The following is a 21,272-nucleotide window of genomic DNA, read 5'->3' on the forward strand; positions in this document are numbered from 1 at the left end:
CCACGTGCTCAGGGCTTTTCGGCCGGGATGGGAGGCACGTTGGGGAACAATTCGTAGAAGGTGCCCTGCGTGATGCGCAGTCGCGTCTCGTCGCTCACGCCGTCGAAGAGCCCCTTCAGGGTGTCCTGGGTGTGACCGAAGGTGCCCTCCATGTGCGGGTAGTCACTGCCGAACATCACGTTCTTGTATCCCATGTGGTCGAAGGCGGCCACCGCGGTCTCGTCGTGCTGGAACGACGCGTACACCTGACTGTAGAGGATCTCTTTCGGGCTGCGGCTGAGTTTCGGCCGCACGGCCATGTGGTGCTGGCGATACCCCTCCAGTAGGCGATCGCCCAGGAACGGGACCCAGGTCGCACCCCCTTCGGAGATCAAGACTTTCAGATTGGGATGGCGGTCCAGTGCACCGGAGGCGACCATCTTCATCGCCGCGCGCTGACCGGAGAACGTTGTCTCCGTGTAGTTCATGATCGCGCCGCCCGGCCCGCGGTAGACCATTCCGGCCCCGCCACTCGCGCCGCCCACGGTCATATCGACCGGGTCGGTGCCGATGTGGAAGGCGATCACCATGCCGGCCTCCTCAGCGGCCGCCCAGAACGGCTCCCACTCCTTACGATGCCAGTCAGGCGCACTCGGGTGCGGTGTGGTCGGCAGGAAGACGGCCTTGAAACCCTGCCCCGCCGCCCACTGCAACTCCTCGACCGCGTCATCGACCACCAGCGTGGACACCTGCGCGGTCACCACGTAGCGCGGTGACACCGCGGAGATCTCCTCCAGCGCCCATTCGTTGCTCGCGCGCATGCATGCTTTCAGCAGTTCGGGCGTGCGGAACGTCGACCCCCACATGCCGAGCGACGGGAAGATGACCTCGCCCCAGACACCCTCCTTGTCCAGGTCGGCGATCCGGGCCTTGGCGTCGCGGATGCCCTTGGGCTTCATGCTTTCTTCGAAGAACGCCTCCATCGCCGACGACGGCAGCTTGCGCCGGAAGATCTGGCCATCGACGGAGACGGTCTCGTACTCTCCGTCGGGATCCTTCTCCGCGCGCGGCGTCAGGTCGGCCAGGCGTTTGGGCAACCGCGACTGCCACAGGTCGTCGGGCTCCAAAAAGTGGGAGTCCCCCGAGTTCGTCCAGATCATGCTCATTCGTCCCTCCAAGGTGCTAGCGCTGCTGCTGATGTTGCCAGGCGTGGGTGACGAAGTCCAGTGTTTTTAATACTTATCCATTATTATGGTGGGTGGCGCGGTGGCCGACGGTAGAACCGTGCCGACGGGAGGAGATGGCGATGACCGAAATGCACTCGGATGTGGCCGCAGGTGCACGACGTCGCAATGCCTCCGGTGAGTCCACGCGGGTAATGCTGATGGAGGTCGCCGAGCGGCTGTTCGCCACCCGCGGCATCGAGGCGGTGACGTTGAAGGAGATCCAAGAGGCGGCCGGGCAGTCCAACACCTCGGTGATTCGGTACCACTTCGGCTCCCGTGACGGTCTCATCCGTGCGTTGATCTCGTACCGCCAAGCCTCGCTCGGAGCCGATCGGCAGCAAATGCTCGCGAGCATGCGCGAGCAGGGAAAAGAGGCTGACCCTCGCGCTGTGGTGTGGCTGCTCGTGCGGCCGCTGGCCAACAGCATCGCCGCGGGCGAGATGTTCGTACCGTTCCTGGCCCGGCTCAGCGAGGATCCACGGGCCCGCAGCGACTACTGGCCGGATCACGTGGACGACGAATGGACCCAGGAGCAGCTGGAGGAATTGGTCGAGGCCTCGCTGCAGGACCTTCCCGAGCGAATCCGCCGGGGGCGGACGTTCCAGCTGTACATCAGCTTGATCAACGTGCTGGCTGCCTCCGCGCGCGCCGGGCACGGCCTCAGCGAGGCGCAACTGCACAACTACGTGGACACCTGGGTGGGCATGCTGACCGCCCCGGTGTCCTACGAGACGCGTGCACTGATCGCGGCCGATGACTCTTGATGGTCAGTTGCCACCGCCGATCACGGCCTTCTCCCGGAGAAGGCCGATCGCATCGTCGTCGAGTCCGAGCTCGCGCAGCATCGCATCGGTGTGCTGACCGATCGTGCAGCCAGCGTCGGCCCTCGTCCGCGACCGCGAGAACCGGCACAGCGGCGCGAGCCGCCGATGCTCCTCGAAGATGGGGCTGACCGCGTCGACCGCGTAGCCGGCCTCGAAGTACGGATCGGTCTGTAGCACCAGCTCGGAGTTGGCTTCCACCACCTCGACGCATCCGACGTTCTGCGCAGTCAGTTCGTGCTCCCACTCCAGCTTGGTCTTGGTGGCGAAAACCGGCGTCAGCGCTGCGATCAGGTCGTCGTCGTGGGCAGCGCGGGCGTCGGTGTCGGCGAATCGCTCGTCGGCATGAAGGTCGACGTAGGCCGACATGGCCTTGGCGAGCGCGGGCCATTCGCGCGGCAACGGCGCAGCCAGAAAGACGTAGCCGTCGGCCGCGCGGTACATCCGGTAGAGCGCATTCATCCCGAAGAACTCGTCGTCGGAGGCACGGTCGGCCGGACGCGACGGGTAGCTCGCGTTGTAGGGGATCATCGCCTGCTGGACGGTGCCGAGCATGGTGGTGACCACGTTGGTCAGCGTCTTGCCGCGACGCTTGGCGTACAACGCGACCAGCAGCGCCGAGGCGACGCCATGCGCCGCGATACCGTCGGACTGCACGGCGGGGACCGTGCCGCCCGCGTGGAGTCTGACCGCCCGGCGGTGCAGGTCATCGAGGTCGGCGGGGGGCTCGCCGGTGTCATGGCTGTCGATCAGGGATAGGCCTGATGCCGCGCCGACGGACGGCGCGTACGCCGCGCGGTGCGCGAACGGTCCGTCGAGCCCGTAGCCCGAGGTCGTCACGAAGGCCAGGTCGGGATTCACCGCCCGCAGCGACGCCTCATCGATCTTCGCCCGCTCGGCCGCCTTCCCCCGGAAGCACTGCAGCACGATGTCGGACCGTTTCGCGAGTTCGTAGACCAGCTCGAGCCCCTCGGGCTTAGTGAAGTCGATGGCCACACTTTCCTTGCCTTGCAGCACTTTTGCGCCACCGGCTTCCGGGAACGCCACCAAATTCCTGATGTTGTCGCCTTCGAGCGGCTCGACCTTGATCACGCGGGCACCCAGATCGGCCAACAGCGTCGCACCGTACGGACCGGCGAACATGCTGCCGAACTCCAGCACCGTCACACCCTTCAGAGGTGGGTCGTCCGCTGCCACCCGCTGCGTAGCCGCAGTGACCTCCTCCGCGTCATGCGCGAGCAATGCGTCGTTGTGCTCACCGAGTCGTGGAGCGGGCCTCAGCTCGGTCAACGCCCGACCGTCGGCGTGAATCAGAGTTGACGGCTGCCGCACCGGCCCGAGTTCGGGATCGGTCACGACGACGGACCGCCCTTCGTGAACGGTTTGAGGATGCTCCAGCGATTGCTCCGGCGTGCGGAACAGTTCGCCGCTGAGGTCGAGGTTCTCAGCCATGGCCTCTTGCCACTCGGCGAGCGTGCGGGCCCCTACCCGCTCGATCATCATGTCCCACCAGTGGGTACGCAGCTCGGGTGTCGGCAGCATGGGAAAGCCCTGCCACTTCGGATCCGCGAGCTCTTCCAGCAGATCCAGTTCGGTAAGCCAGGCTCCCATCAACTTGGGCGACACCTGCGCGAACTGCAACCATTTGCCGTCCTTGGTCGGACACACCAGCAGCGCGTAGATGAGGTAGGCCTGGGGCCGGCCCTGGTCGTCGTAGGCAGCGTCCATTGGCTCGAAGGCACCCGGATATCGTTCGAGCACCATCTCGTAGAACCAGTTGTACGGGTCCATAGATCCCACGCCGGTCACCAGATTGGTCTCGACCACCTGGCCCAGCCCGCTGGTCTCACGCTCGAGCAACGCCGCGAGTACGCCCTGGACAGCGGCGTGCGCAGCACCCCACGCCGCGTATGAAAACGTGATGTAGGCCGGCCTGGGTTGTGGGGCAAGACCTCGCTTTTCGTGCATGACGCCGGTCTTGGCCATCACCAGGGCCTCCCAGCCCTTGTAGTCCCGGAATGGGCCTGTCGAACCCCAGCCGGTGATCGTCGCCACCACGAGTCGCGGGTAGCGCGTCGACAGCGCGTCGTGGGTCAGGCCAAGGCGCTCGGCGGTGGTGGGCCGCATGGTGTTCACCATGACGTCGGCGCGCTGCAGCAGTCCACGCAACCGTTCGAGGCCGGCGTCGTCGTGCACGTCCAACGTCACGCTGCGCTTGCCCCGCAACAGGGCAGGCCAGCTGGCGAGTTCGCGCAGCGGGCTGCCGTCGGGTGGCTCCACCATGATCACCTCGGCGCCGCAATCGGCGAGGAACTGAGTCGCCTCAGCGCCGGGCAGCGTCGTGGACAGGTCAATGACCACGAGGCCGGCCAACGGACCGTCCGACGCCGTTCCTGCTTCGGGCATATTCACTCCCTACGGTGTGCGGGCAGATCTGAGTCGCGACGTGTTGTGACGCACGCCACGCCACCATCGCAGCGGTCGAGATTAATGTCAATGCATTAGTCTTGGCCCATGATGACGAGGCTGGCGACATGACCGAAGATGCCGCGCAGGGTGGATTCCCACCGATGCGGAGTTGGCAGGAACCCTCTGTCCGCAGCCCGGGCGGCGGCGCCGAGTACGGCGACATGATCGCCGCACTGCGGGACTTCCTCGACAACGTGGCCGCCGCAGCTCCAGCGACTGCGACCACCGTGGAGTTGGCGGCGGACCTCAAGGCGTGGACCGACCGCCTGGCGCAGGATCAAGTGTCCGAGCGCCGACAGATCTTCGCCCGGAGACTCGACCTACCTGGCCGCGGACAGACCATGTCGCCGAACTTCATTCCGGTCGCGGGCGACCACGAGAGCGTGAGCGGAGTCGTCACGTTCGGCCGCTACTTCCTCGGTGGGGGCGGAGCCGTGCACGGCGGCGCCATTCCGCTGCTGTTCGACGAGGTACTCGGCCGGCTGGCAAGCAGCGGGGAGCGCGCCCCAGCACGAACGGCCTACCTGCACACCGACTTCCGGTCCATCACACCCGTAGGCGAGGAACTGACGGTGCGGGCATGGTTCGTCAGCGAGCAAGGCCGAAAGCGGTTGCTTCGCGCTGAGCTGAGCCACGGCGACACGCTGTGCGCGGAAGCCGAGGGATTGTTCATCGCGTTGCGCCCGGATCAACCCTGAGCTACTGGCGCGCGACGGTTTCAGCGCACCGCGAATCCGGCGTCCAGTGGCCAGGCCACTCCAGTGATGAACTTCGCCTCGTCGGACGTCAGCCATGCCACCGCTCCGGCGATGTCCTCGGGCATCAGGATCTGGATCGGCAAGGCGTTCTGCATGGCCGCAATCGCCACGTCGCCCGACTCAACCAGCTTCCCCATCGTTTCGTTCATCACCATGCCGGTCGCCACCCCGGTGGGGTGAATCGTGTTCACCCGAATCCAGTACTGCGCCAACTCGTTCGCCCACACCTGCATCAGGCCCACGAGCCCGCGCTTGGCAGCGGTGTACGCCTGCCCGCCGACCCGGTCGGTGCCGGTGCCTTTAAGGCCGGCGCTGGAACTCGTCAGCACGATAGACCCGCCACGGCCGCCATCGATGAGCGCGGGCAGCGCCGCCTCGACCGTGTTCCACACCCCGACCAAGTTCACGTCGACGATATCTCGGAAGATCTGGCGGCGGTCCCCGTCGCCACCGAGGCGGATGATGCCGGCGTTGGCGATCACGATGTCCAGCCGGCCGAACTCACGGACACCCTCGTCAACGACCTGCTGCAGCGCGTCGGCATCGCGGACATCGGCCCGATGGGCGATGATTCGTCTGCCCTCGTTCTCGACGAGCTTGATGGTTTCGTCGAGTTCGTCGGGCGTGGCGTTGGGGTAGTCCATCGAATCGATGTCGTGACAGATGTCCACCGCCACGATGTCGGCGCCTTCGGAGGCGAGCCGGACAGCGTGAGCGCGGCCTTGACCCCGCGCAACGCCGGTGATGAAGGCTACGTGTCCGTCGTGTCTGCCCATGGTTGTCATTCCTATCCTCTTGTCGGTTGTTGTGACATTTCCCGGTCGCTGTGCTTCTGCCCTCGACGTTGAATGTCGCTGTCGCGCTCAATGATCAGTTCACGCAAGGCCAGCCGGTCCGGCTTGAGCATGGCCGTCAGCGGCAGCTCATCGACGATGAGTAGTTCGTCGGGGGCCTTGTAGTCGGCGAGTTCGCTCGTGACGTACGCGCGAAGCTCGGCCAGCGTAGGGGGCGCGGTTCCGTCCGATGGCACTACGCACGCGACGCCGAGTTCCCCAATCACCGGCGCGGAACGACCTAACACGGCAGCCTGTTTCACGCCGGGATGCCCGGCGAGCGTCCGCTCGACCTCGCCGGGGTGGATGTTGTAGCCGCCCCGGATGTACATATCGCCCTGACGACCCACGAGCGTGAGGTTGCCGTCGTCGCCGAGCACGCCGATGTCGCCGGTGCGCAGCCAGCCTTCCCGCAACACCTCGGCGGTCAGTTCCGGGTTGCGCCAGTAGCCACGCATAACGCAGGGCCCGTTCACCTCGACGACCCCATCGCGGGCGATGCGGACATCCGTCCCCGCCGCGGGCCGGCCGACGGTGCGGAACTGCACTTCCGGGGGATCACCCGGTTCAGTGCCGCATATGGTCGGACATTCCGTCATCGCATACCGCACGACCAGCGGAACACCGACCCGGTCGGCGACCCGTCGGATCAGTTCGGGCGCCGCCGGCGCCGTGGCTGCGATCCCGATCCGCAAGTGCGGCAACGCGCTTGGCTTCACCCCGTCAACGTCGAGCAGCTTGGCCCATTGGGTCGGAACGGCACCTGCCACGGTAACCCGCTCTGCACGGAGGACATCAAACATGCCCTGCGCCGACCAGGGTGTCGCCGGTACCACCAGCGTGCTGCCCCAGACCAATTGATCCCAGAGTTTGAACATATAACCGGCGTGGGCGAACGGGGTGGATGTCAAGCGTCGGTCATAGGGGGCGCTCATGACGCCCGCCGCGGCCGCACCCGCTGCGAGCCGGTCGGCGTCGTACACTGCACCTTTCGGCGTCCCCGTAGTCCCGCTGGTGAAGACGAGAGCAACTGGATCGCGCCTGGTCAAGTCAACCTCAGGGAGTGTCGATTCCGAGCTGCTTGTGCTCAGCGACGTCCTCGACAACGCCCGGCGGCCCCCACCGGGTAGCGCACCGAGTCGGTCGTCGGCGACGATCAACGTCGGATCAGCTTGCTGCAGAATGGATTCGAGCTCGCGCGGGCCCAGCCGCGGATTCAGTCCTGTGGTGATCGCACCGATCATCGCCGCCGCGGCGTAGCACGTCGCGTAGTCGATGCCCGAGGGCAGCCATAGCGCCACCACATCGCCCTTGCCGATCCCGCACTCGGCAAACTGGACAGCAACGCTTCGCGCTCGACCGATCCACTCCGCGAAGGTGATTCGCCCGTCCGGCTCGACGTAGGCCTCGATGTCTCCATGGGTGGCGGCCGCACTTTCCAACATCGCCCGGGTTTCGGCGACATCGGAATTCAGCGGTGCGTGCGCCACCTACGGCTCCTCGGCGCCGAGGATCATCGTGCCACTCGAGCAGAACCAGCCGCCGGTGCCGCTGACGCAGGCGATTCGGGCATCGGGTACCTGCCGTGGCCCGCATTCGCCGCGCAATTGCCGTGCCGCCTCGACCAACAGGAACAGACCTCGCTGGCCCGGGTGGCAGGCCGAGAGTCCACCGCCGTCCGTGTTGGTGGGGAGGTCGCCGCCGAGCCGCAGCGCACCCTGGTCGACGAACGCACCGCCCTCCCCCTTCGGGCAGAAGCCGAGATCCTCGAGAGTGAGCAACAGCATGTAGGTGAACGCGTCGTAGAGTTCGGCGACATCGACGTCGGATGGGGAAACGCCGGCCCTCGCGAAGGCGACAGGTCCGCTGACCGATGCCGGGCCGACGGTGAGATCGTCCCATTGGGAGGTGAGCATGTGCGAGGTCGTCTCCCCCGAGCCGAGCACCCAGACCGGCTTGCTACGCAAGTCTTTTGCGCGCTCCGCGCCGACCAGGACGACGGCCGCTCCGCCGTCGCTGCGAATGCAGCAGTGCAACTTGGTAAATGGGTCGGCGATCATCGGACCGGCGAGCACATCATCGACGGTAATGGGGTCGCGGTAGTACGCCTCGCTGTTGTCGGCCGCGTTGAACCGCGCGGACACCGCTACCTCGGCGAGTTGCTCGATCGTGGTGCCATAGACATGCATGTGGCGTCGTGCGGCCATCGCGTACTTGGAGATCAGGGTGTGCCCGTAGGGCGCCTCCCATTGCAGCGGCCCTCTGGCGCCCCAGTTGATATTGGCGCCCCGCAAACCCTTTCGCAGATCGGAGCGCGCCGTCGACCCGTACGTCAGCAGCACCACGTCGGCATGCCCAGCAGCGATCGCGTCGGCCGCATGTGCAGCCATCACCTCCCACGATGCGCCGCCGACCGCTGTCGAGTCGATCCAACGGGGGCGCAGCCCGAGATACTCGCCGACGTCCGCCGGGGGCAAGGTGCCCTGACCTGTGGACGCCAGGCCGTCGATGTCGGCCGGAGTCAGGCCGGCGTCAGCGAGTGCCCGGCGACTGGCCTGGGCGATCAACTCGTACGGCCCCTTGTCGTCGACACGGCCGACGTCCGACAGCGCGACACCCGCGATCGCGACGGCGCCGGTCACTGTGCGCGGTCCTGGGCGAGCAACTCGGCGAGTAATTCGGTCGGTTCACCGAAGAAGTGGCGAAACACGTGAGCGCGTTTGAGATAAAGATGCATATCGTTCTCGAAGGTGTAGCCCATCCCGCCGAACACGTGGATGCCCGCAGCAGCGTTGTCGACGGCTGCCGACCCTGCCACCGTCGCGGCCGAGAGCACTTGGAGCAAGGCATCGGCGCGTCCCCCTGCCAACGCGATGGCGGCGAACAACGTCTGAGCCTGGGCGGCTTCGGCCGCGATCTCCATGTCGACGCATGTGTGCTTGATAGCCTGGTGCACACCGATCGGCTTCCCGAACTGCTCCCGGGTCTTGGCGTGTTCGACCGCGGCGGCTGCCGAGGCTGCAGCCAAGCCGGTCAGATAGGCCGCCGAAAGCACCGTGGCACGTGCCCAGATCCACTCGTTGTTCGCGGGTAGCCAATGAAGTGGCTCGGCAGACTCGACTGTGACAGAGGCGATTCGAGTACCCGGGTCAGTTGACTCCACGCGAGTCGACGTGCCCAGGTCATCGATGTCGACGAGAGCGGCCCCGTCGCGAGCGACGACAAGCGCATACGAAGCGCCCACCGGTTCGAACAAGTCGAAGGTGCCCTTGACGGGCCGGACCTCGCCGTCACCACGCAACACGGCGAGCGCGACCAGGGCACGCCCTGAGCCGATCTGTTCTGCCAGCGCCGCGTCACCACAGCGTGCTGCCACCCGCGCGGCCAGGGTGCAGGCAAGAAACGGGCCCGGGGCGAGTCGTTTGCCCAATTCGATGAAGAGCAGCACCTCGTCATCGAAGGGTCGGCCCGATCCGCCGGACTCCTCGTCAAGGCCGAGGGTGAGCAGACCCATCTCGGCACCTTCGCGCCAGAGCTGTTGCGATACCGAGATTTCCGCGCCGCGTTCGGCGCGGATCCGCTCGATCGGCAGTCGTTCGGCGAGGAAATCACCTGCTGCTGAGGTGATCTCGAGTTGTTCGATTCCCGGCAGCAGGTTCACGGCCATCTCCTGACGTGGCGGTTCATCGCGGCAGTCCGAGCACGCGTTCACCGACGATGTTGCGTTGGATCTCCGACGTACCCCCTCCGATCGCCTGCGAGAAGCTGTAGTAGTAGTAACCGGCCCAGCCGTCGTCATCCCAGCGCGACGAGTGCCGGATCGAGGCGGGACCGAGGACATCCATCGCCAATTTGCCGATCTCCTTGGCCAATTCGGCGTACATCAGCTTGACGATCGAACCACGCGGTCCGGGTGTTTCCGTTTTCATGGCTTCGCAGATGTTGGTGTAGGTGAGCGCCCTCAGGCTGGCCACCGCAGCGCGGGCTCTCGCGAGTCGGCGCGCGATCTCGTCGTCTGCGATCGCGGGTCTGCGGCCGTCCGGACCTACGTGGTCACGGGCGTAGTCGATGAGATCCTCGATGATCTTGGCCAATCGCACCTGGTTGGCGGTGAACGCGGTGCCTCGTTCAAAAGACAGTGTGGCCATCGCGACCGACCAGCCCTCGCCGACGTCGCCGACGACGTTCGACAGCGGAATGCGGACATCGTCGTAGAACACCTCGCAGAACTCCGACCCGCCCTCGATGGTCTCGATGGGTCGGATGTCGATGCCCGGGGTGCTCATGTCACAGATCACCCAGGTGATGCCCTTGTGCTTGCTCCCGGTGTTGTCGGTCCGCACCAGCAGTTCCTGGTAATCGGCGACGGTGGCGAAGCTGGTCCACAGCTTCTGCCCCGACACCACCAGGTGCTCCCCGTCGATGACCGCCCTGGTGCGTAGGGCGGCGAGGTCGGACCCGGCATCGGGTTCAGAGAATCCCTGACACCATATCGCCTCACCCCGAAGGATTTTCGGCAGGTGAAGCGACTTCTGCTCGTCAGTGGCCCTGGTGATCAGCGTCGGTCCGGCGTGCGAGTTCCCCACGAAGCACGCGTCGATGCCAGGGAAACCCCTGGCCGCGTACTCCTCGTACCAGATCAGCTGCTGCATCAGCGACAGGCCCTGGCCGCCGTATTCCTCCGGCCACGCGATGCCCGCCCAGCCGCCCTCCCATTGCGTGTGCTGCCACGACAGGTCGTATTCGCGGATACCTGCATCGTCGCGAGGGCGCGGCTCGGACGGCTTGTTCTCGTCGAGCCAGGTCCGGACCCGATCGCGGAACTCGAGCTGGTCAGGCGTGAAGTCGAGATCCATAATTACGAACTATAGGTGACATAGGAGTCAGAAATAAAGTGCTTCTGGTTCAGCACATCGGGGAATAGCGCTTCACGGTGCGGATTTGGTGTTCCTATGGGTGACGCCCAAGTCAGAATCAATGCGATCACGACGGCCCCTTGTACTCGTCGACCAATTTTTCGGCTCCGCGCGCCAGCAATGCGACGTCGGCTCCGACCAACACGAAGCTCGCGCCCGCCGCGATATAACGCCTCGCGACAACCTCATTGAACGCGTTGACCCCTGCCGCCTTGCCATGGTCCACGATGGTCGACAGGGCAGTTTCGATGGTGCTCACCACATCTGGATGCTCTGGCTGCCCGAGCTTGCCCATCGACGCCGCCAGGTCGGCGGGGCCGATGAACACCGAGTCGACCCCGTCGACTTCTGCGATGTCGCCCAGATGTTCCAGCCCGGCCATCGACTCCACCTGAACAGTCAGCGATACCGAGGCATCAGCGGTCGCGAGGTAGTCCGATATCCGGTTCCATCGCGAGGCGCGGGCCAGCGCGCTGCCGACGCCGCGGATGCCGGCCGGTGGGTAGCGGGTGGCCGCCACCGCCGCTTCGGCTTCAGCCACGTCGTCGATCATGGGGACGATCAGGTTCTGCGCGCCGACGTCGAGCAACCTCTTGATGAACACGGGGTCGGCGGACGGCGGTCGCACAAGCACATCGACGTCCGGGTACCCGGAAAGCACTTGCAACTGCTCGAGAATGGTGCGTATATCGTTGGGCGCGTGCTCCTGATCCAGCAGCACCCAATCGATTCCAGACCCCGCGCAGATCTCGGAGACGTAGCCGCTGCCCGACGCCAGCCACATCCCGAAACGCGGCGCTCCGGCTCCGATCCGCCCAGTCCACCTGTTCGTCACGATGCCTCGCCATCGAACGCGACGGAAACCGTGCCCAGCGGCCCGTAATCGCCCACAAAGGTATCCCCCGGCTCGGCGAACACCGGCTTGGTGAACGACCCGGACAGGATCACCTCGCCACGTTTCAGCGAAACCCCATGTGGAGCAAGCCGATTCGCCAACCACGCGACACCATTTCCGGGATGGTTGAGCACCGCGGCTGCCACCCCGGACTCCTCGATCGAACCGTTGCGCAGCAGCAGCGCCGCCACCCAGCGCAGGTCCACGTCCAGCGGCCGCACCACGCGCCCGCCCAGAACCAGACCAGCGTCGGCCGCATTATCAGCAATGGTGTCGATGATCGTGCGAAGGTGACCGGTCTCGGGATCCGACATCTGCACCCTCGCATCGAGTATCTCGAGTGCGGGAGTGACGAACTCGGTGGCCCGCAACACGTCGAACAGCGTGACCCCCGGCCCGCTGAGCTCCTCACCGAGGACGAACGCGAGCTCCACTTCGACGCGCGGCCGAATGAATCTCCCTAGCGGTACGCGGCCCCCGTCCTCGACAAACATGTCGTCGAACAGCGCGCCGTAGTCGGGCTCGTTGATCGACACCGCACGCTGCATCACCTTCGACGTCAAACCGATCTTGCGGCCCTTGACTTCTCGACCGTCGGCGACCTTCAGCGCGACGAGCGCCCGTTGGACCGCGTAGGCGTCCTCGATCGTCATGTCGGGATAGTCCAGCGACAACTGCCGGATCGGCGTGCGGTTCTGCTCGGCCTCGTACAGCCGACGAGCAATATCCGCGAGCTCGCCCTCGGCCGGCCTGGTCATGATCGCGTCAGGAACTCGACCGCCGCCGCATTGAACGACTCGGGATCCTCGAAGTGCGGCCAATGCCGCACCGCGGGCATTTCGAACACCTCGGAATTCGGAATGAGGTCAGCGATCGTGCGGGCGGTCTCCTGATACACGCCGTGATCCTTACCGGAAGCGACGATCATCACGGGAGCGGTGATGCCACGCCACCCGTCGTCGGGAATCAGATTCCGGTGCCGCACTTTCTCGTCCTGAAGGATCAGCAGACGGTCGATCGTGTTGCGGGTGTCCTCGCGTCGGTAGACGGCCTGGCGCAAGCCGATCAGATCGGGCAGCCGGTTGCTCTCGTCGGCGATCAGATGGGCGAAGACGGCGTGCAGCGACTCCCACGTCGGTTCGTTGACCGCCTTGGTTCGTTCCGCCCGGATGCGGGCCATGTTCGACGCCGACGCCTCCCGGCCTGCCGGCGACATCAGGATGACCTTTCCGACGCGGTCGGGGTGACCGACGGCCATCGCGGATGCCACGAACGCACCCAGCGACATGGCGACGAAGTTGGCCGATGTCATGCCGAAGTGGTCCATCACGCCCAACACGTGTTCGACGTAGACCGCGATCTCGTAGTCGTAGTCGGGCTTGTCGGAGAACCCGTTCCCAACCATGTCGATGGCGACGCAATGGAAGTGCGCAGAGAGGGCGGCGAGATTGGGTGCGAACGTCTCCCAGTGCCCACCCGTGCCGTGCAGCAGGATCGCATGCGGCCGGTCCGGGCTCCCGGCCTCCACGTATCGCGTGCGGACGACCGCGCCGTTCACCGGTATCTCGATGAAGCCCTGCCGGAATTCCAGTTCCTTGAGATACATCCAGAGACTGCGGTAGTTCTCGGTGTTCAAGCGGGTGACGCCGTCGGCGTCGGTCGCCGGTGCCTGCGATTGGCTCATGTCGCCCTTCTCACCACATTTCTGACAGCAATGTCAACTTACGCCACTGGGTCCGACACGTCCAGGCATCGTCGCACAAACCATATGTTCGCATGTAGACAAACAGTTATGCCAGTCTGCAGATCTCCTACGGGGTGGTGGCAACTTTGCAAAAGTCCATTGATTCTGACAGTCATATGCGGTAAAACTGGGCGGATGGACACTCCGTCGCGACGTCGCGTGCTCGCCGAGCTGGTGAACGAGTTCGCGGCCGTACGGGTGTCGTTGGACAGCAGCGGCAACGGTCCGCGCTTGCTCGTCGAGAACCTCGAGGGTGGCGAGCACATATTTCTGTGTCCGCTGGAGTTGGCCAGCTTCACCTTGGCCGCGCCGGAAGACCGCGAGGAATGGCTGCGCGTGGGCAACTATCGCGGCGAACGTCGACCGAAGAAACAGCAGTGACCACTCCGGATGTCGACCTGGTCGGGTTGGGCATGACCGAGATGTCGCTTCGGCCCGGTGCCTCTCCACTCGAATTGGCCGCCGAAGCGAGCACGGTCGCAATCGCCGACGCCGGAATCGGACGTGCCGATGTCGACGGAATCCTGGTCGGCTCCTCGCAGGGCGTTCGCCCGGACCGGCTGGGTGTCGGTTTCGCCGCGCAAGGCGGTTTCGCGGACCTACGCCTACTCGAGCATGTCGAGATCAAGGGCGCCACCACCATTGCGATGGTGCAGCGCGCCCGCCAGGCCATCACCGCGGGTGAGGCCTCCACCGTGTTGTGCGTCTTTGCCGACGCACCGCTGGTGGCGGGTAAAGGCGCCGGGTCGACCTACGCCCAGAGTGGCGGCAACTCCGGCCTGCGCGGGTTGGAGCGTGCTTCAGGACTACTCGGGTCGGTGCCGACGTACGCGCTGCTGACCCAACGGTGGCTGCACGTGACCGGCACCGGCACCGACGCGCTGCGCTCGGTGGCCACCACGGCGCGCACCTGGGCGCACGGCAATCCCGATGCGGTCAACAGGGAACCGCTCGACGACGCCGGCTACGACGCGAGCCCGATGATCGCTGAGCCATTGCGGTTACTGGACTGTGCGCGGCCCGTGAACGGAGCGGTCGCGATTGTGCTGACTGGCCGTCCTCATGTCGGTAGTCAACGGCTTCGCGTGCGCGGCACTGGGCGGCACCATCCGGTGCGGCGCAGGCGCGCGGGAGCTGAGTCCTGGTTCGGGGGCGGTGGTCGGGCAGTGGACGACGCGCTCGAGCAGGCCGGTATGAAGCGGTCGGACCTCGACGTTGCGCAGCTCTACGACCCCTTCTCGATCGTGACCCTGGTACTACTCGACGAGTACCGGCTCACCGGCGAAATGCCCGCCGGCGTCTTCGTGCGCGACGGTCTGACCGGACCTGGGGGCACCCTGCCGACCAACACCGGCGGTGGGCAGCTGTCCGGCTTCTACCTACAGGGCATGACGCCGCTGGCCGAAGCGGTGATCCAGCTCCGCGGCACCGGCGGCGACCGGCAAGTTCCGGCCGCAACGGTCGCACTGGTCGGCGGTATCGGCGGTCGCCTCGACCACCACGCTGCGCTGGTATTGGAGCGGGCCGCATGATCCCCGTGACCGAACCGACCGAGCAGGCATTCGAAGACTGGTTGCTCGACGCTTCGCTAGCCCCCGCGGCCGCGGATGATCGGCTGCAGCCGCTGTATCTGGCGGCGAATCGCGGTGAGCTCGCCCTACCCTTCTGCGCGGTATGCGCTCAGCCCCTCGAACTCGAGCAGGAAGTCTGCGACTGCTGCGGATCTGCGGAATGCCTCTGGCGCACAGTGGAACTGTGCGGCACCGTCCACACCGCCACATTGATGCACCGCCGCGAGCCCGGGTTGGTGCGCACGAAAAGCCCGTACCCCATCGTCGACGTCGAATTGACCAGCGGGCACCGCCTGGTGATGACCACCACACTCCCCACGGACACGATCCCGATCATCGGCAGTACCGTGCGCATCGGCTTTCGCCGACTCGGCGATGTCGCCATACCAGCCATCAACAATCTGGAGGATGAGTGACCACACTCGAATCATCCCCGCCGCTAGACGAATTCGACGTCAGCAAGATCGTCCGAAGTGACCGGGTGCACGGCTCGGTCTACACGTCGGCCGAAATCTTCCGTCGCGAGATGGACACCATCTTCAAGACCGGATGGGTCTTCGTGGCGCACGAGAGCGAGGTGAGCGAACGAGGCGACTACCTCACTCGGATGATTGGCAACGACCCGGTCGTCGTGGTGCGCGGCAAGGACGACATCGTTCGGGTGGTGCTCAACCGGTGCACACACCGCGCCAACAAGCTGTGTAACGCCGAGAAGGGCAACGCCAACTCGTTCCGGTGCCCCTACCACGGCTGGACCTTCAACAACACCGGTGCGCTGCAAGGCGTTCCGATGCGAGAAGGCTACGGGGAAGCGTTCAATTCTATCCGCTCCGAACTGGGTCTTGCCCAGGCACCGCGGGTCGACAGCTATGGCGGTTTCGTCTTTGCTTCCCTGGCTGCCGAAGGTATCTCGTTGCGCGAACACCTCGGCAACGCGACACACGCCATCGACCGCCTGCTCAACCTATCGCCGAGTCGCGAGATCGACCTGCGGGCCAACTGGATGAAGCACTTGCACCACGCAAACTGGAAGATGGTGGTGGAGAACAACGTCGACGGCTACCACGCGCTGTTCACGCACGCCTCGGTGTACGACGCGATCAAGCCCGCAAAGGTGTCCCACGTTCCAACCAAGGTCGATGTGCTGGTCCGCGACCTCGGAGACGGGCACTCCGAGATCGACTACAGCGACGAATACCGCAAGCTCGATGAGGAATTCGTTTGGTACGGTCGGATCCCCCGAGCGAAGCTCGTTTCCTACGTCGACTCATTGGAAAAGGCCTACGGTCCCGAACAGGCGCACGACGCGCTAGTTGTGGGGCCACCCCACACCTTGATTTGGCCAAACCTGTTCTTGGCGGAGATGAACGTCATGTTCGTCGAGCCACAGGCGCCCGACCGTACCGTCGCCTACACCACCGCGGTGCTGATCCCGGGTCAGGACGAGTTGAACGAGCGCACGCTGCGACGTTCGGAGGGGGCAATGGGTCCGGCGGGGTTCCTGATCGCCGACGACGGTGAGATCGGCATGCGCAATCAGGCGGGGCTTGCTGCCGAATTGCCGGAATGGCTGGTGCTGGCGCGCGGAGTGGAGCAAGACATCACCGACGACAGCGGAATCATCAACCGGGACAAGAGCGCCGAGACGCCGCAGCGAGGCTTCTATTCGCAGTGGGCCGCCGTGGTTGGTGGAGGAGAGAGAGCGTGAGCGTCAACTCAGAACCGCAGACCCGTCCCGCGCTGCGGCCGGTTCCGGATCCCGAGATCCTGTCTTTCCTCTACCTGGAGGCGCGGCTGGCCGACGAAGGCCGCTACTCCGACTGGGAATCGCTGTGGGCCGATGACGACGACAGCGTCGAATACCGGGTCCCGATGCATCCCGACGACGATCCGCGAACGACCCTGGCCTACATCAACGACAACCGGCGGCGGATCAAGAGCCGGGTGGCTCAACTCAACACCGGTAATCGGCACTCCCAGACCCCGCCGTCGGTCATGCGGCGCGTCGTTTCCAACAGCGAGGTGGTCGAACAGGACGCCGATTCCGTCACCGTCGAGTCAAACTTCGCACTCTTCGAATACCGTATCCGCCAACGCTTCTGGGCCGGCCGAGTCAGACACACCATCCGACGAACGCCGGACGGTCCACGGCTGGTCCGCAAGATCGTGCAACTGATCGACGCAGGCGGCCCGGTCGAGACATTGGCCTTTCTGATATGACGGCAGTGATCTGATGCTCATCGGAGACATCGCCACCAACAACGCGCGCCGCTACCCTCAGAAGCGGGCCCTCGTCGACGCCGACCGGGTGCACACCTGGGCTCAGGTCAACGAGCGGGCCAGCCGGCTCGCCGGCTACCTCGCCGGGCGAGGGTTGGAACCCGGGGACCGCGTGATGGTGATTGCGCGCAACTGCATCGAGTGGCCTGAGATCTCGTTCGGGCTGGCCAAAGCCGGTCTGATCGCCGTGCCGGTCAACATCCGGCTGGCACCCGACGAAGTCGCCCACGCCCGCGACGACTGCGGCGCGTGCGCTGTGATCGTCCACGCGGATCACCTCGATAAGTTCCACGGCGAACTGACCGGACTCAGCCTGGTTTTGACCATTGGTCCCGAGTACGAATCATCTCTGGCGGCAGCCGATCCCACCGCGACGCAGCCCGACGTGTCGCCGGACGACGTCGCGGTCATCCTATACACCAGCGGAACCACCGGTCGCGCTAAGGGCGTGATGCACACCCACCGAGGGCTGCTCTACCAGGCGGCGGACACCAACCTGGTGACGGAGGCCAATCGGTCCGACGTCATGTTGGCCACTACGCCGTTCTTCACCGCGGGCGGCATGGTTCGCACGGTGTCCTGGCTTTACCTGGGCCAGACCATGGTGATCCACCAACGCTTCGACCCGCAGGCGGTGATCGACGAGATCGAACGTAGCGCAATCACCTTCACGACCTTCATCCCGACCATGCTGCATCGCACGTTGGCGATTCTGGAAGACGGTCCCCCGCGGGACGTCTCGACCCTGCGTCGGATCTCCTACGGTTCCGCGCCCGTGCCGCCAGGCCTCGCGCGCAAGGCCATGGAGTTGCTCGGCTGCGACCTTCAGCAACGGTACGGACTGACCGAATGCGGCGGGCAGGCAACCATTCTCACTCCGCAGGACCACCGCGACATCGTGGCCGGCCGGACGTCGATCGCCACCTCGTGCGGTCAGGAAACACCTATGTGTGCAATCCGCGTAGTCGATCCCGACGGTCGAGATGTCGCCACTGGTGAGGTTGGCGAGATAGTGATCGTCAGCCCCGCCAACGCGATCGGCTACTGGAATCGACCTGAGCAGACCGCACAGACCTTCCGGCCGGACGGATTACGCAGCGGTGACCTGGGCTACTTGGATGCGGACAATTATCTGCACATCACGGGACGAAAGACCGACCTCATCATTTCGGGAGGCTTCAATGTCTACCCTGCTGAAATCGAGCGCGTCATCGCGCAACACACCGGGGTGGACATGGTCGCGGTCGTCGGCGTGCCGGATCCGGAATGGGGCGAGACCCCGGTGGCCGTCGTCATCGCGAAATCCGACGTCAACGATCACGACGAGCTCAGTCGCGAGCTCACCGCGCTGTGCCGCGCTGAGTTGGCGGGCTACAAGCAACCGCGGCGTTTCGAGTACGTCGAGGAGTTCCCCCTCGGCCCGGCCGGGAAGATTCTCAAACGGGAGATCGCTAACCAAGTTATACAGGTAGGCTCGGCCCGTGACTGACCTGCAGCCTTTGCAAACCATCGAGTTCGACGTGTCCGATCACGTGGCCACGGTGTCGTTGAACCGACCCGATCGGCTGAACAGCTTCACCGAGCAGATGGCAGATGAGTTGGCCGCGGTATGGGCACGGGTGCGCGACGACGACGACATCCATGTCGCCGTGCTGCGCGCCAACGGCGACCGGGCGTTCTGCACCGGAATTGATGTGTCCGAAGGGACCTGGTGGACACACAAACTGATCTTCAACCAGGAAGACCCGGGTGAGTTGCTGGGACCCAAAGCTCACCGGGTGTGGAAGCCGGTGATCGCCGCGCTGCACGGCATCGTGGCAGGCGGTGCGATGTACTTCGTCAACGAATGCGACTTCGCGATCTGTAGCGAGACGGCAACCTTCTTCGATCCACATGCCAATGCCGGGATTGTTTCCGCGCTGGAACCGATGGGCATGTTAGCGCTCGGCGTGCCCTACGGCGAGGTGATGCGGTGGGCCCTGCTCGGCAGCGAGGAACGGCTGTCAGCACAGACGGCGCTGCGGATAGGCATTGTGACCGAAGTGGTTCCTGACGATCATTTGCGTTCGCGTGCAAACGAATTGGCAGGTGAGATCGCTGCTCGTCGCCCCCTCGGAGTTCAGGGTACGGTCCGAGCCATGTGGGAGGCCCGCGACCTGCCGCCCAGCACCGCTGCACGCCACGGCAAGTTCTACACGGATCTGGGCAACGCCGGCGCAGGGCGGACCGACTCCCGCGCCAACAAGAAAGCACCGCGCACCCGATGAGGAGATGGGCGAGATGACCGACACCGCGACTGAGCAACTGCTGCACTTTGATCTGTTGATCGGAGGCGAGTCAGTCGCGGCAGAATCGGGCCTCACGTACGACAGCATCGATCCGTACACAGCACTGCCGTGGGCACGTGTGCCCGACGGCGGTGCAGCGGACGTCGACCGTGCCGTGGCCGCCGCACGTACGGCGCTGGACGGGCCATGGGGACAGTTGACCGCCACGGCTCGGGGAAAGCTGTTGTGGCGGTTGGGCGAAGTCATCGCGCGTGAGGCGGCGAACCTAGCCGACTTGGAGGTCCGCGATGGCGGCAAGCTGACCCGCGAGATGGTCGGGCAGATGAACGCATTGCCGGATTACTACTTCTACTACGCCGGGCTGGCCGACAAGCTCCAAGGCGAGGTCGTGCCCGTCGACAAGCCCAACTTCTTCGTATACACCCGCCACGAGCCGGTCGGCGTGGTCGGTGCGATCACCCCGTGGAACTCGCCGCTTTTACTGCTCACGTGGAAGCTCGCCGCCGGGCTGGCGGCCGGGTGCACGTTCGTCGTCAAGCCCAGCGACCACACACCGACGTCCACCCTGGCTTTCGCAAAGCTGTTCGCCGAGGCTGGTTTTCCGCCCGGCGTGATCAACGTCGTCACCGGTTGGGGCCCGGAGACCGGTGCCGCGCTTGCCTCCCATCCCGGTGTGGACAAGATCGCGTTCACCGGATCGACGGCCACCGGTATTCACGTTGGCAAGGCTGCGATCGCCAACATGACCCGCTTCACGCTGGAGTTGGGCGGCAAGTCTGCCCAGGTGGTGTTTGACGACGCCGACTTGGACGCGGCCGCCAACGGCGTGATCGCCGGCGTATTCGCGGCCACCGGTCAGACCTGCCTGGCGGGCTCACGCTTGCTTGTGCACGAGAGCGTTGCCGATGCACTGGTGGAGCGCATCGTCGCCCGCGCCGCAACCATCAAGCTCGGAGATCCGAAGGACCCGGCAACCGAGATGGGTCCGGTATCCAATCAGCCGCAGTACGAGAAAGTGCTGTCGCACTTCATTTCTGCCCGCGAACAGGGTGCCACGGTGGCCTACGGAGGTGAGCCGGCAAGCGAGCTTGGAGGCTTCTTCGTCAAGCCGACGGTGCTGACAAATGTCGACTGCTCCATGCGGGCGGTCACCGAGGAGGTCTTCGGACCCGTGCTCGCGGTGATGACCTTCGCCGACGAAGACGACGCCGTCGCTGCGGCGAACGCCACCGAGTTTGGGTTGGCCGCCGGCGTGTGGACCAAAGACGTCCATCGAGCACACCGGGTCGCCGCACAGCTGCGAGCAGGGACCGTGTGGGTCAATGCGTATCGCGTTGTCGCCCCGCATGTCCCGTTCGGGGGCATCGGATGCAGCGGCATCGGCCGGGAGAACGGCCTCGACGCCGTAAAGGACTTCACGGAGACCAAGGCGGTCTGGGTGGAGCTCTCCGGAGCAACCCGCGATCCGTTCACGCTCGGTTGAGCGTCTGAA

20 protein-coding genes are annotated in these 21,272 nt (G+C 65.2%); 10 read left to right on the forward strand and 10 right to left on the reverse strand.

Annotated features, from left to right (window positions below; translation table 11 throughout):
* Window positions 1-8 precede the first annotated feature (8 nt).
* On the reverse strand, window positions 9-1,145 hold the full coding sequence (locus M1248_RS12600) for an amidohydrolase family protein (RefSeq protein WP_317148536.1): 1,137 nt from the start codon (window positions 1,143-1,145) through the stop codon (window positions 9-11).
* Window positions 1,146-1,285: 140 nt separating this feature from the next.
* On the opposite strand from M1248_RS12600, the gene M1248_RS12605 reads away from it, so the two are divergent.
* Complete coding sequence (locus M1248_RS12605) at window positions 1,286-1,969, forward strand: helix-turn-helix domain-containing protein (protein WP_317148537.1); 684 nt, start codon at window positions 1,286-1,288, stop codon at window positions 1,967-1,969.
* Between the two features lie 3 nt (window positions 1,970-1,972).
* Here M1248_RS12605 and M1248_RS12610 read toward each other — a convergent pair whose 3' ends face one another.
* Complete coding sequence (locus M1248_RS12610; RefSeq protein ID WP_317148538.1) at window positions 1,973-4,432, reverse strand: CaiB/BaiF CoA transferase family protein; 2,460 nt, start codon at window positions 4,430-4,432, stop codon at window positions 1,973-1,975.
* 224 nt (window positions 4,433-4,656) lie between these two features.
* Between M1248_RS12610 and M1248_RS12615 the strand changes: the two genes are divergently transcribed.
* Complete coding sequence (locus M1248_RS12615; protein WP_317148663.1) at window positions 4,657-5,193, forward strand: PaaI family thioesterase; 537 nt, start codon at window positions 4,657-4,659, stop codon at window positions 5,191-5,193.
* A gap of 20 nt (window positions 5,194-5,213) precedes the next feature.
* Here M1248_RS12615 and M1248_RS12620 read toward each other — a convergent pair whose 3' ends face one another.
* The 8 genes from M1248_RS12620 to M1248_RS12655 all read right to left on the reverse strand — a co-directional run bounded on the left by M1248_RS12620 (window position 5,214) and on the right by M1248_RS12655 (window position 13,581).
* A complete protein-coding gene (locus tag M1248_RS12620) occupies window positions 5,214-6,029 on the reverse strand; it encodes a mycofactocin-coupled SDR family oxidoreductase (RefSeq protein WP_317148539.1) in 816 nt (271 codons plus the stop codon).
* Between the two features lie 11 nt (window positions 6,030-6,040).
* Window positions 6,041-7,531, reverse strand: a complete 1,491-nt coding sequence (locus M1248_RS12625) for a class I adenylate-forming enzyme family protein (RefSeq protein WP_410506660.1) — start codon at window positions 7,529-7,531, stop codon at window positions 6,041-6,043.
* Window positions 7,532-7,576: 45 nt separating this feature from the next.
* The gene (locus tag M1248_RS12630) at window positions 7,577-8,728 is read right to left on the reverse strand and encodes an acetyl-CoA acetyltransferase (protein WP_317148541.1); all 1,152 of its coding nucleotides are present in this window, start codon (window positions 8,726-8,728) and stop codon (window positions 7,577-7,579) included.
* Entirely contained in the window at window positions 8,725-9,747 is a 1,023-nt protein-coding gene (locus tag M1248_RS12635; protein WP_317148542.1) for an acyl-CoA dehydrogenase family protein, read from the reverse strand. The genes M1248_RS12630 and M1248_RS12635 overlap by 4 nt, the downstream gene beginning before the upstream one ends.
* Window positions 9,748-9,769: 22 nt before the next feature.
* A complete protein-coding gene (locus M1248_RS12640; RefSeq protein ID WP_317148543.1) occupies window positions 9,770-10,942 on the reverse strand; it encodes an acyl-CoA dehydrogenase family protein in 1,173 nt (390 codons plus the stop codon).
* A gap of 127 nt (window positions 10,943-11,069) precedes the next feature.
* Window positions 11,070-11,837: an aldolase/citrate lyase family protein gene (locus M1248_RS12645; protein WP_410506656.1), complete on the reverse strand. Its 768-nt coding sequence runs from the start codon at window positions 11,835-11,837 to the stop codon at window positions 11,070-11,072.
* Window positions 11,834-12,655 carry a 2-oxo-hept-4-ene-1,7-dioate hydratase gene (gene hpaH, locus M1248_RS12650; protein ID WP_317148544.1) on the reverse strand — a complete coding sequence of 274 codons (822 nt, stop codon included), beginning with the start codon at window positions 12,653-12,655 and terminating at the stop codon, window positions 11,834-11,836. Before hpaH ends, M1248_RS12645 begins: the two co-directional genes overlap by 4 nt.
* Window positions 12,652-13,581, reverse strand: coding sequence for an alpha/beta hydrolase (locus tag M1248_RS12655; protein ID WP_317148545.1), 930 nt, complete (start codon window positions 13,579-13,581; stop codon window positions 12,652-12,654). The genes hpaH and M1248_RS12655 overlap by 4 nt, the downstream gene beginning before the upstream one ends.
* A 195-nt stretch (window positions 13,582-13,776) precedes the next feature.
* Between M1248_RS12655 and M1248_RS12660 the strand changes: the two genes are divergently transcribed.
* From M1248_RS12660 to M1248_RS12695, 8 genes are read left to right on the forward strand one after another with little or no spacing between them, the layout of a single operon-like run.
* A complete protein-coding gene (locus tag M1248_RS12660) occupies window positions 13,777-14,022 on the forward strand; it encodes a hypothetical protein (protein ID WP_317148546.1) in 246 nt (81 codons plus the stop codon).
* Window positions 14,023-14,054: 32 nt separating this feature from the next.
* Window positions 14,055-15,173 (forward strand): thiolase family protein, encoded by a 1,119-nt coding sequence (locus M1248_RS12665; protein ID WP_317148665.1) that lies wholly within the window; start codon window positions 14,055-14,057, stop codon window positions 15,171-15,173.
* Entirely contained in the window at window positions 15,170-15,628 is a 459-nt protein-coding gene (locus tag M1248_RS12670; RefSeq protein ID WP_317148547.1) for an OB-fold domain-containing protein, read from the forward strand. The genes M1248_RS12665 and M1248_RS12670 overlap by 4 nt, the downstream gene beginning before the upstream one ends.
* Window positions 15,625-16,920 (forward strand): aromatic ring-hydroxylating oxygenase subunit alpha, encoded by a 1,296-nt coding sequence (locus M1248_RS12675; RefSeq protein ID WP_317148548.1) that lies wholly within the window; start codon window positions 15,625-15,627, stop codon window positions 16,918-16,920. Before M1248_RS12670 ends, M1248_RS12675 begins: the two co-directional genes overlap by 4 nt.
* Window positions 16,917-17,432, forward strand: coding sequence for an aromatic-ring-hydroxylating dioxygenase subunit beta (locus tag M1248_RS12680; protein ID WP_317148549.1), 516 nt, complete (start codon window positions 16,917-16,919; stop codon window positions 17,430-17,432). The genes M1248_RS12675 and M1248_RS12680 overlap by 4 nt, the downstream gene beginning before the upstream one ends.
* A 13-nt stretch (window positions 17,433-17,445) precedes the next feature.
* Entirely contained in the window at window positions 17,446-18,981 is a 1,536-nt protein-coding gene (locus M1248_RS12685; protein ID WP_317148550.1) for a class I adenylate-forming enzyme family protein, read from the forward strand.
* Window positions 18,974-19,759, forward strand: coding sequence for an enoyl-CoA hydratase/isomerase family protein (locus tag M1248_RS12690; RefSeq protein ID WP_317148551.1), 786 nt, complete (start codon window positions 18,974-18,976; stop codon window positions 19,757-19,759). The genes M1248_RS12685 and M1248_RS12690 overlap by 8 nt, the downstream gene beginning before the upstream one ends.
* Before the next feature lie 13 nt (window positions 19,760-19,772).
* The gene (locus tag M1248_RS12695) at window positions 19,773-21,263 is read left to right on the forward strand and encodes an aldehyde dehydrogenase (protein WP_317148552.1); all 1,491 of its coding nucleotides are present in this window, start codon (window positions 19,773-19,775) and stop codon (window positions 21,261-21,263) included.
* The last annotated feature ends 9 nt before the right edge of the window (window positions 21,264-21,272 follow it).

Origin of the sequence: Mycobacterium sp. 29Ha (assembly GCF_032883055.1) — a bacterium.
Lineage (GTDB): Bacteria > Actinomycetota > Actinomycetes > Mycobacteriales > Mycobacteriaceae > Mycobacterium > Mycobacterium gallinarum.

What these genes read in the sequence shown, in the direction of transcription:
- M1248_RS12600 (WP_317148536.1), bottom strand. Translation starts at nt 1,145, where the DNA reads ATGAGCATGATCTGGACGAACTCGGGGGACTCCCACTTTTTGGAGCCC.
- M1248_RS12605 (WP_317148537.1), top strand. Translation starts at nt 1,286, where the DNA reads ATGACCGAAATGCACTCGGATGTGGCCGCAGGTGCACGACGTCGCAAT.
- M1248_RS12610 (WP_317148538.1), bottom strand. Translation starts at nt 4,432, where the DNA reads ATGCCCGAAGCAGGAACGGCGTCGGACGGTCCGTTGGCCGGCCTCGTG.
- M1248_RS12615 (WP_317148663.1), top strand. Translation starts at nt 4,657, where the DNA reads ATGATCGCCGCACTGCGGGACTTCCTCGACAACGTGGCCGCCGCAGCT.
- M1248_RS12620 (WP_317148539.1), bottom strand. Translation starts at nt 6,029, where the DNA reads ATGGGCAGACACGACGGACACGTAGCCTTCATCACCGGCGTTGCGCGG.
- M1248_RS12625 (WP_410506660.1), bottom strand. Translation starts at nt 7,531, where the DNA reads ATGTTGGAAAGTGCGGCCGCCACCCATGGAGACATCGAGGCCTACGTC.
- M1248_RS12640 (WP_317148543.1), bottom strand. Translation starts at nt 10,942, where the DNA reads ATGGATCTCGACTTCACGCCTGACCAGCTCGAGTTCCGCGATCGGGTC.
- hpaH (WP_317148544.1), bottom strand. Translation starts at nt 12,655, where the DNA reads ATGACCAGGCCGGCCGAGGGCGAGCTCGCGGATATTGCTCGTCGGCTG.
- M1248_RS12655 (WP_317148545.1), bottom strand. Translation starts at nt 13,581, where the DNA reads ATGAGCCAATCGCAGGCACCGGCGACCGACGCCGACGGCGTCACCCGC.
- M1248_RS12660 (WP_317148546.1), top strand. Translation starts at nt 13,777, where the DNA reads ATGGACACTCCGTCGCGACGTCGCGTGCTCGCCGAGCTGGTGAACGAG.
- M1248_RS12665 (WP_317148665.1), top strand. Translation starts at nt 14,055, where the DNA reads ATGACCGAGATGTCGCTTCGGCCCGGTGCCTCTCCACTCGAATTGGCC.
- M1248_RS12670 (WP_317148547.1), top strand. Translation starts at nt 15,170, where the DNA reads ATGATCCCCGTGACCGAACCGACCGAGCAGGCATTCGAAGACTGGTTG.
- M1248_RS12685 (WP_317148550.1), top strand. Translation starts at nt 17,446, where the DNA reads ATGCTCATCGGAGACATCGCCACCAACAACGCGCGCCGCTACCCTCAG.
- M1248_RS12695 (WP_317148552.1), top strand. Translation starts at nt 19,773, where the DNA reads ATGACCGACACCGCGACTGAGCAACTGCTGCACTTTGATCTGTTGATC.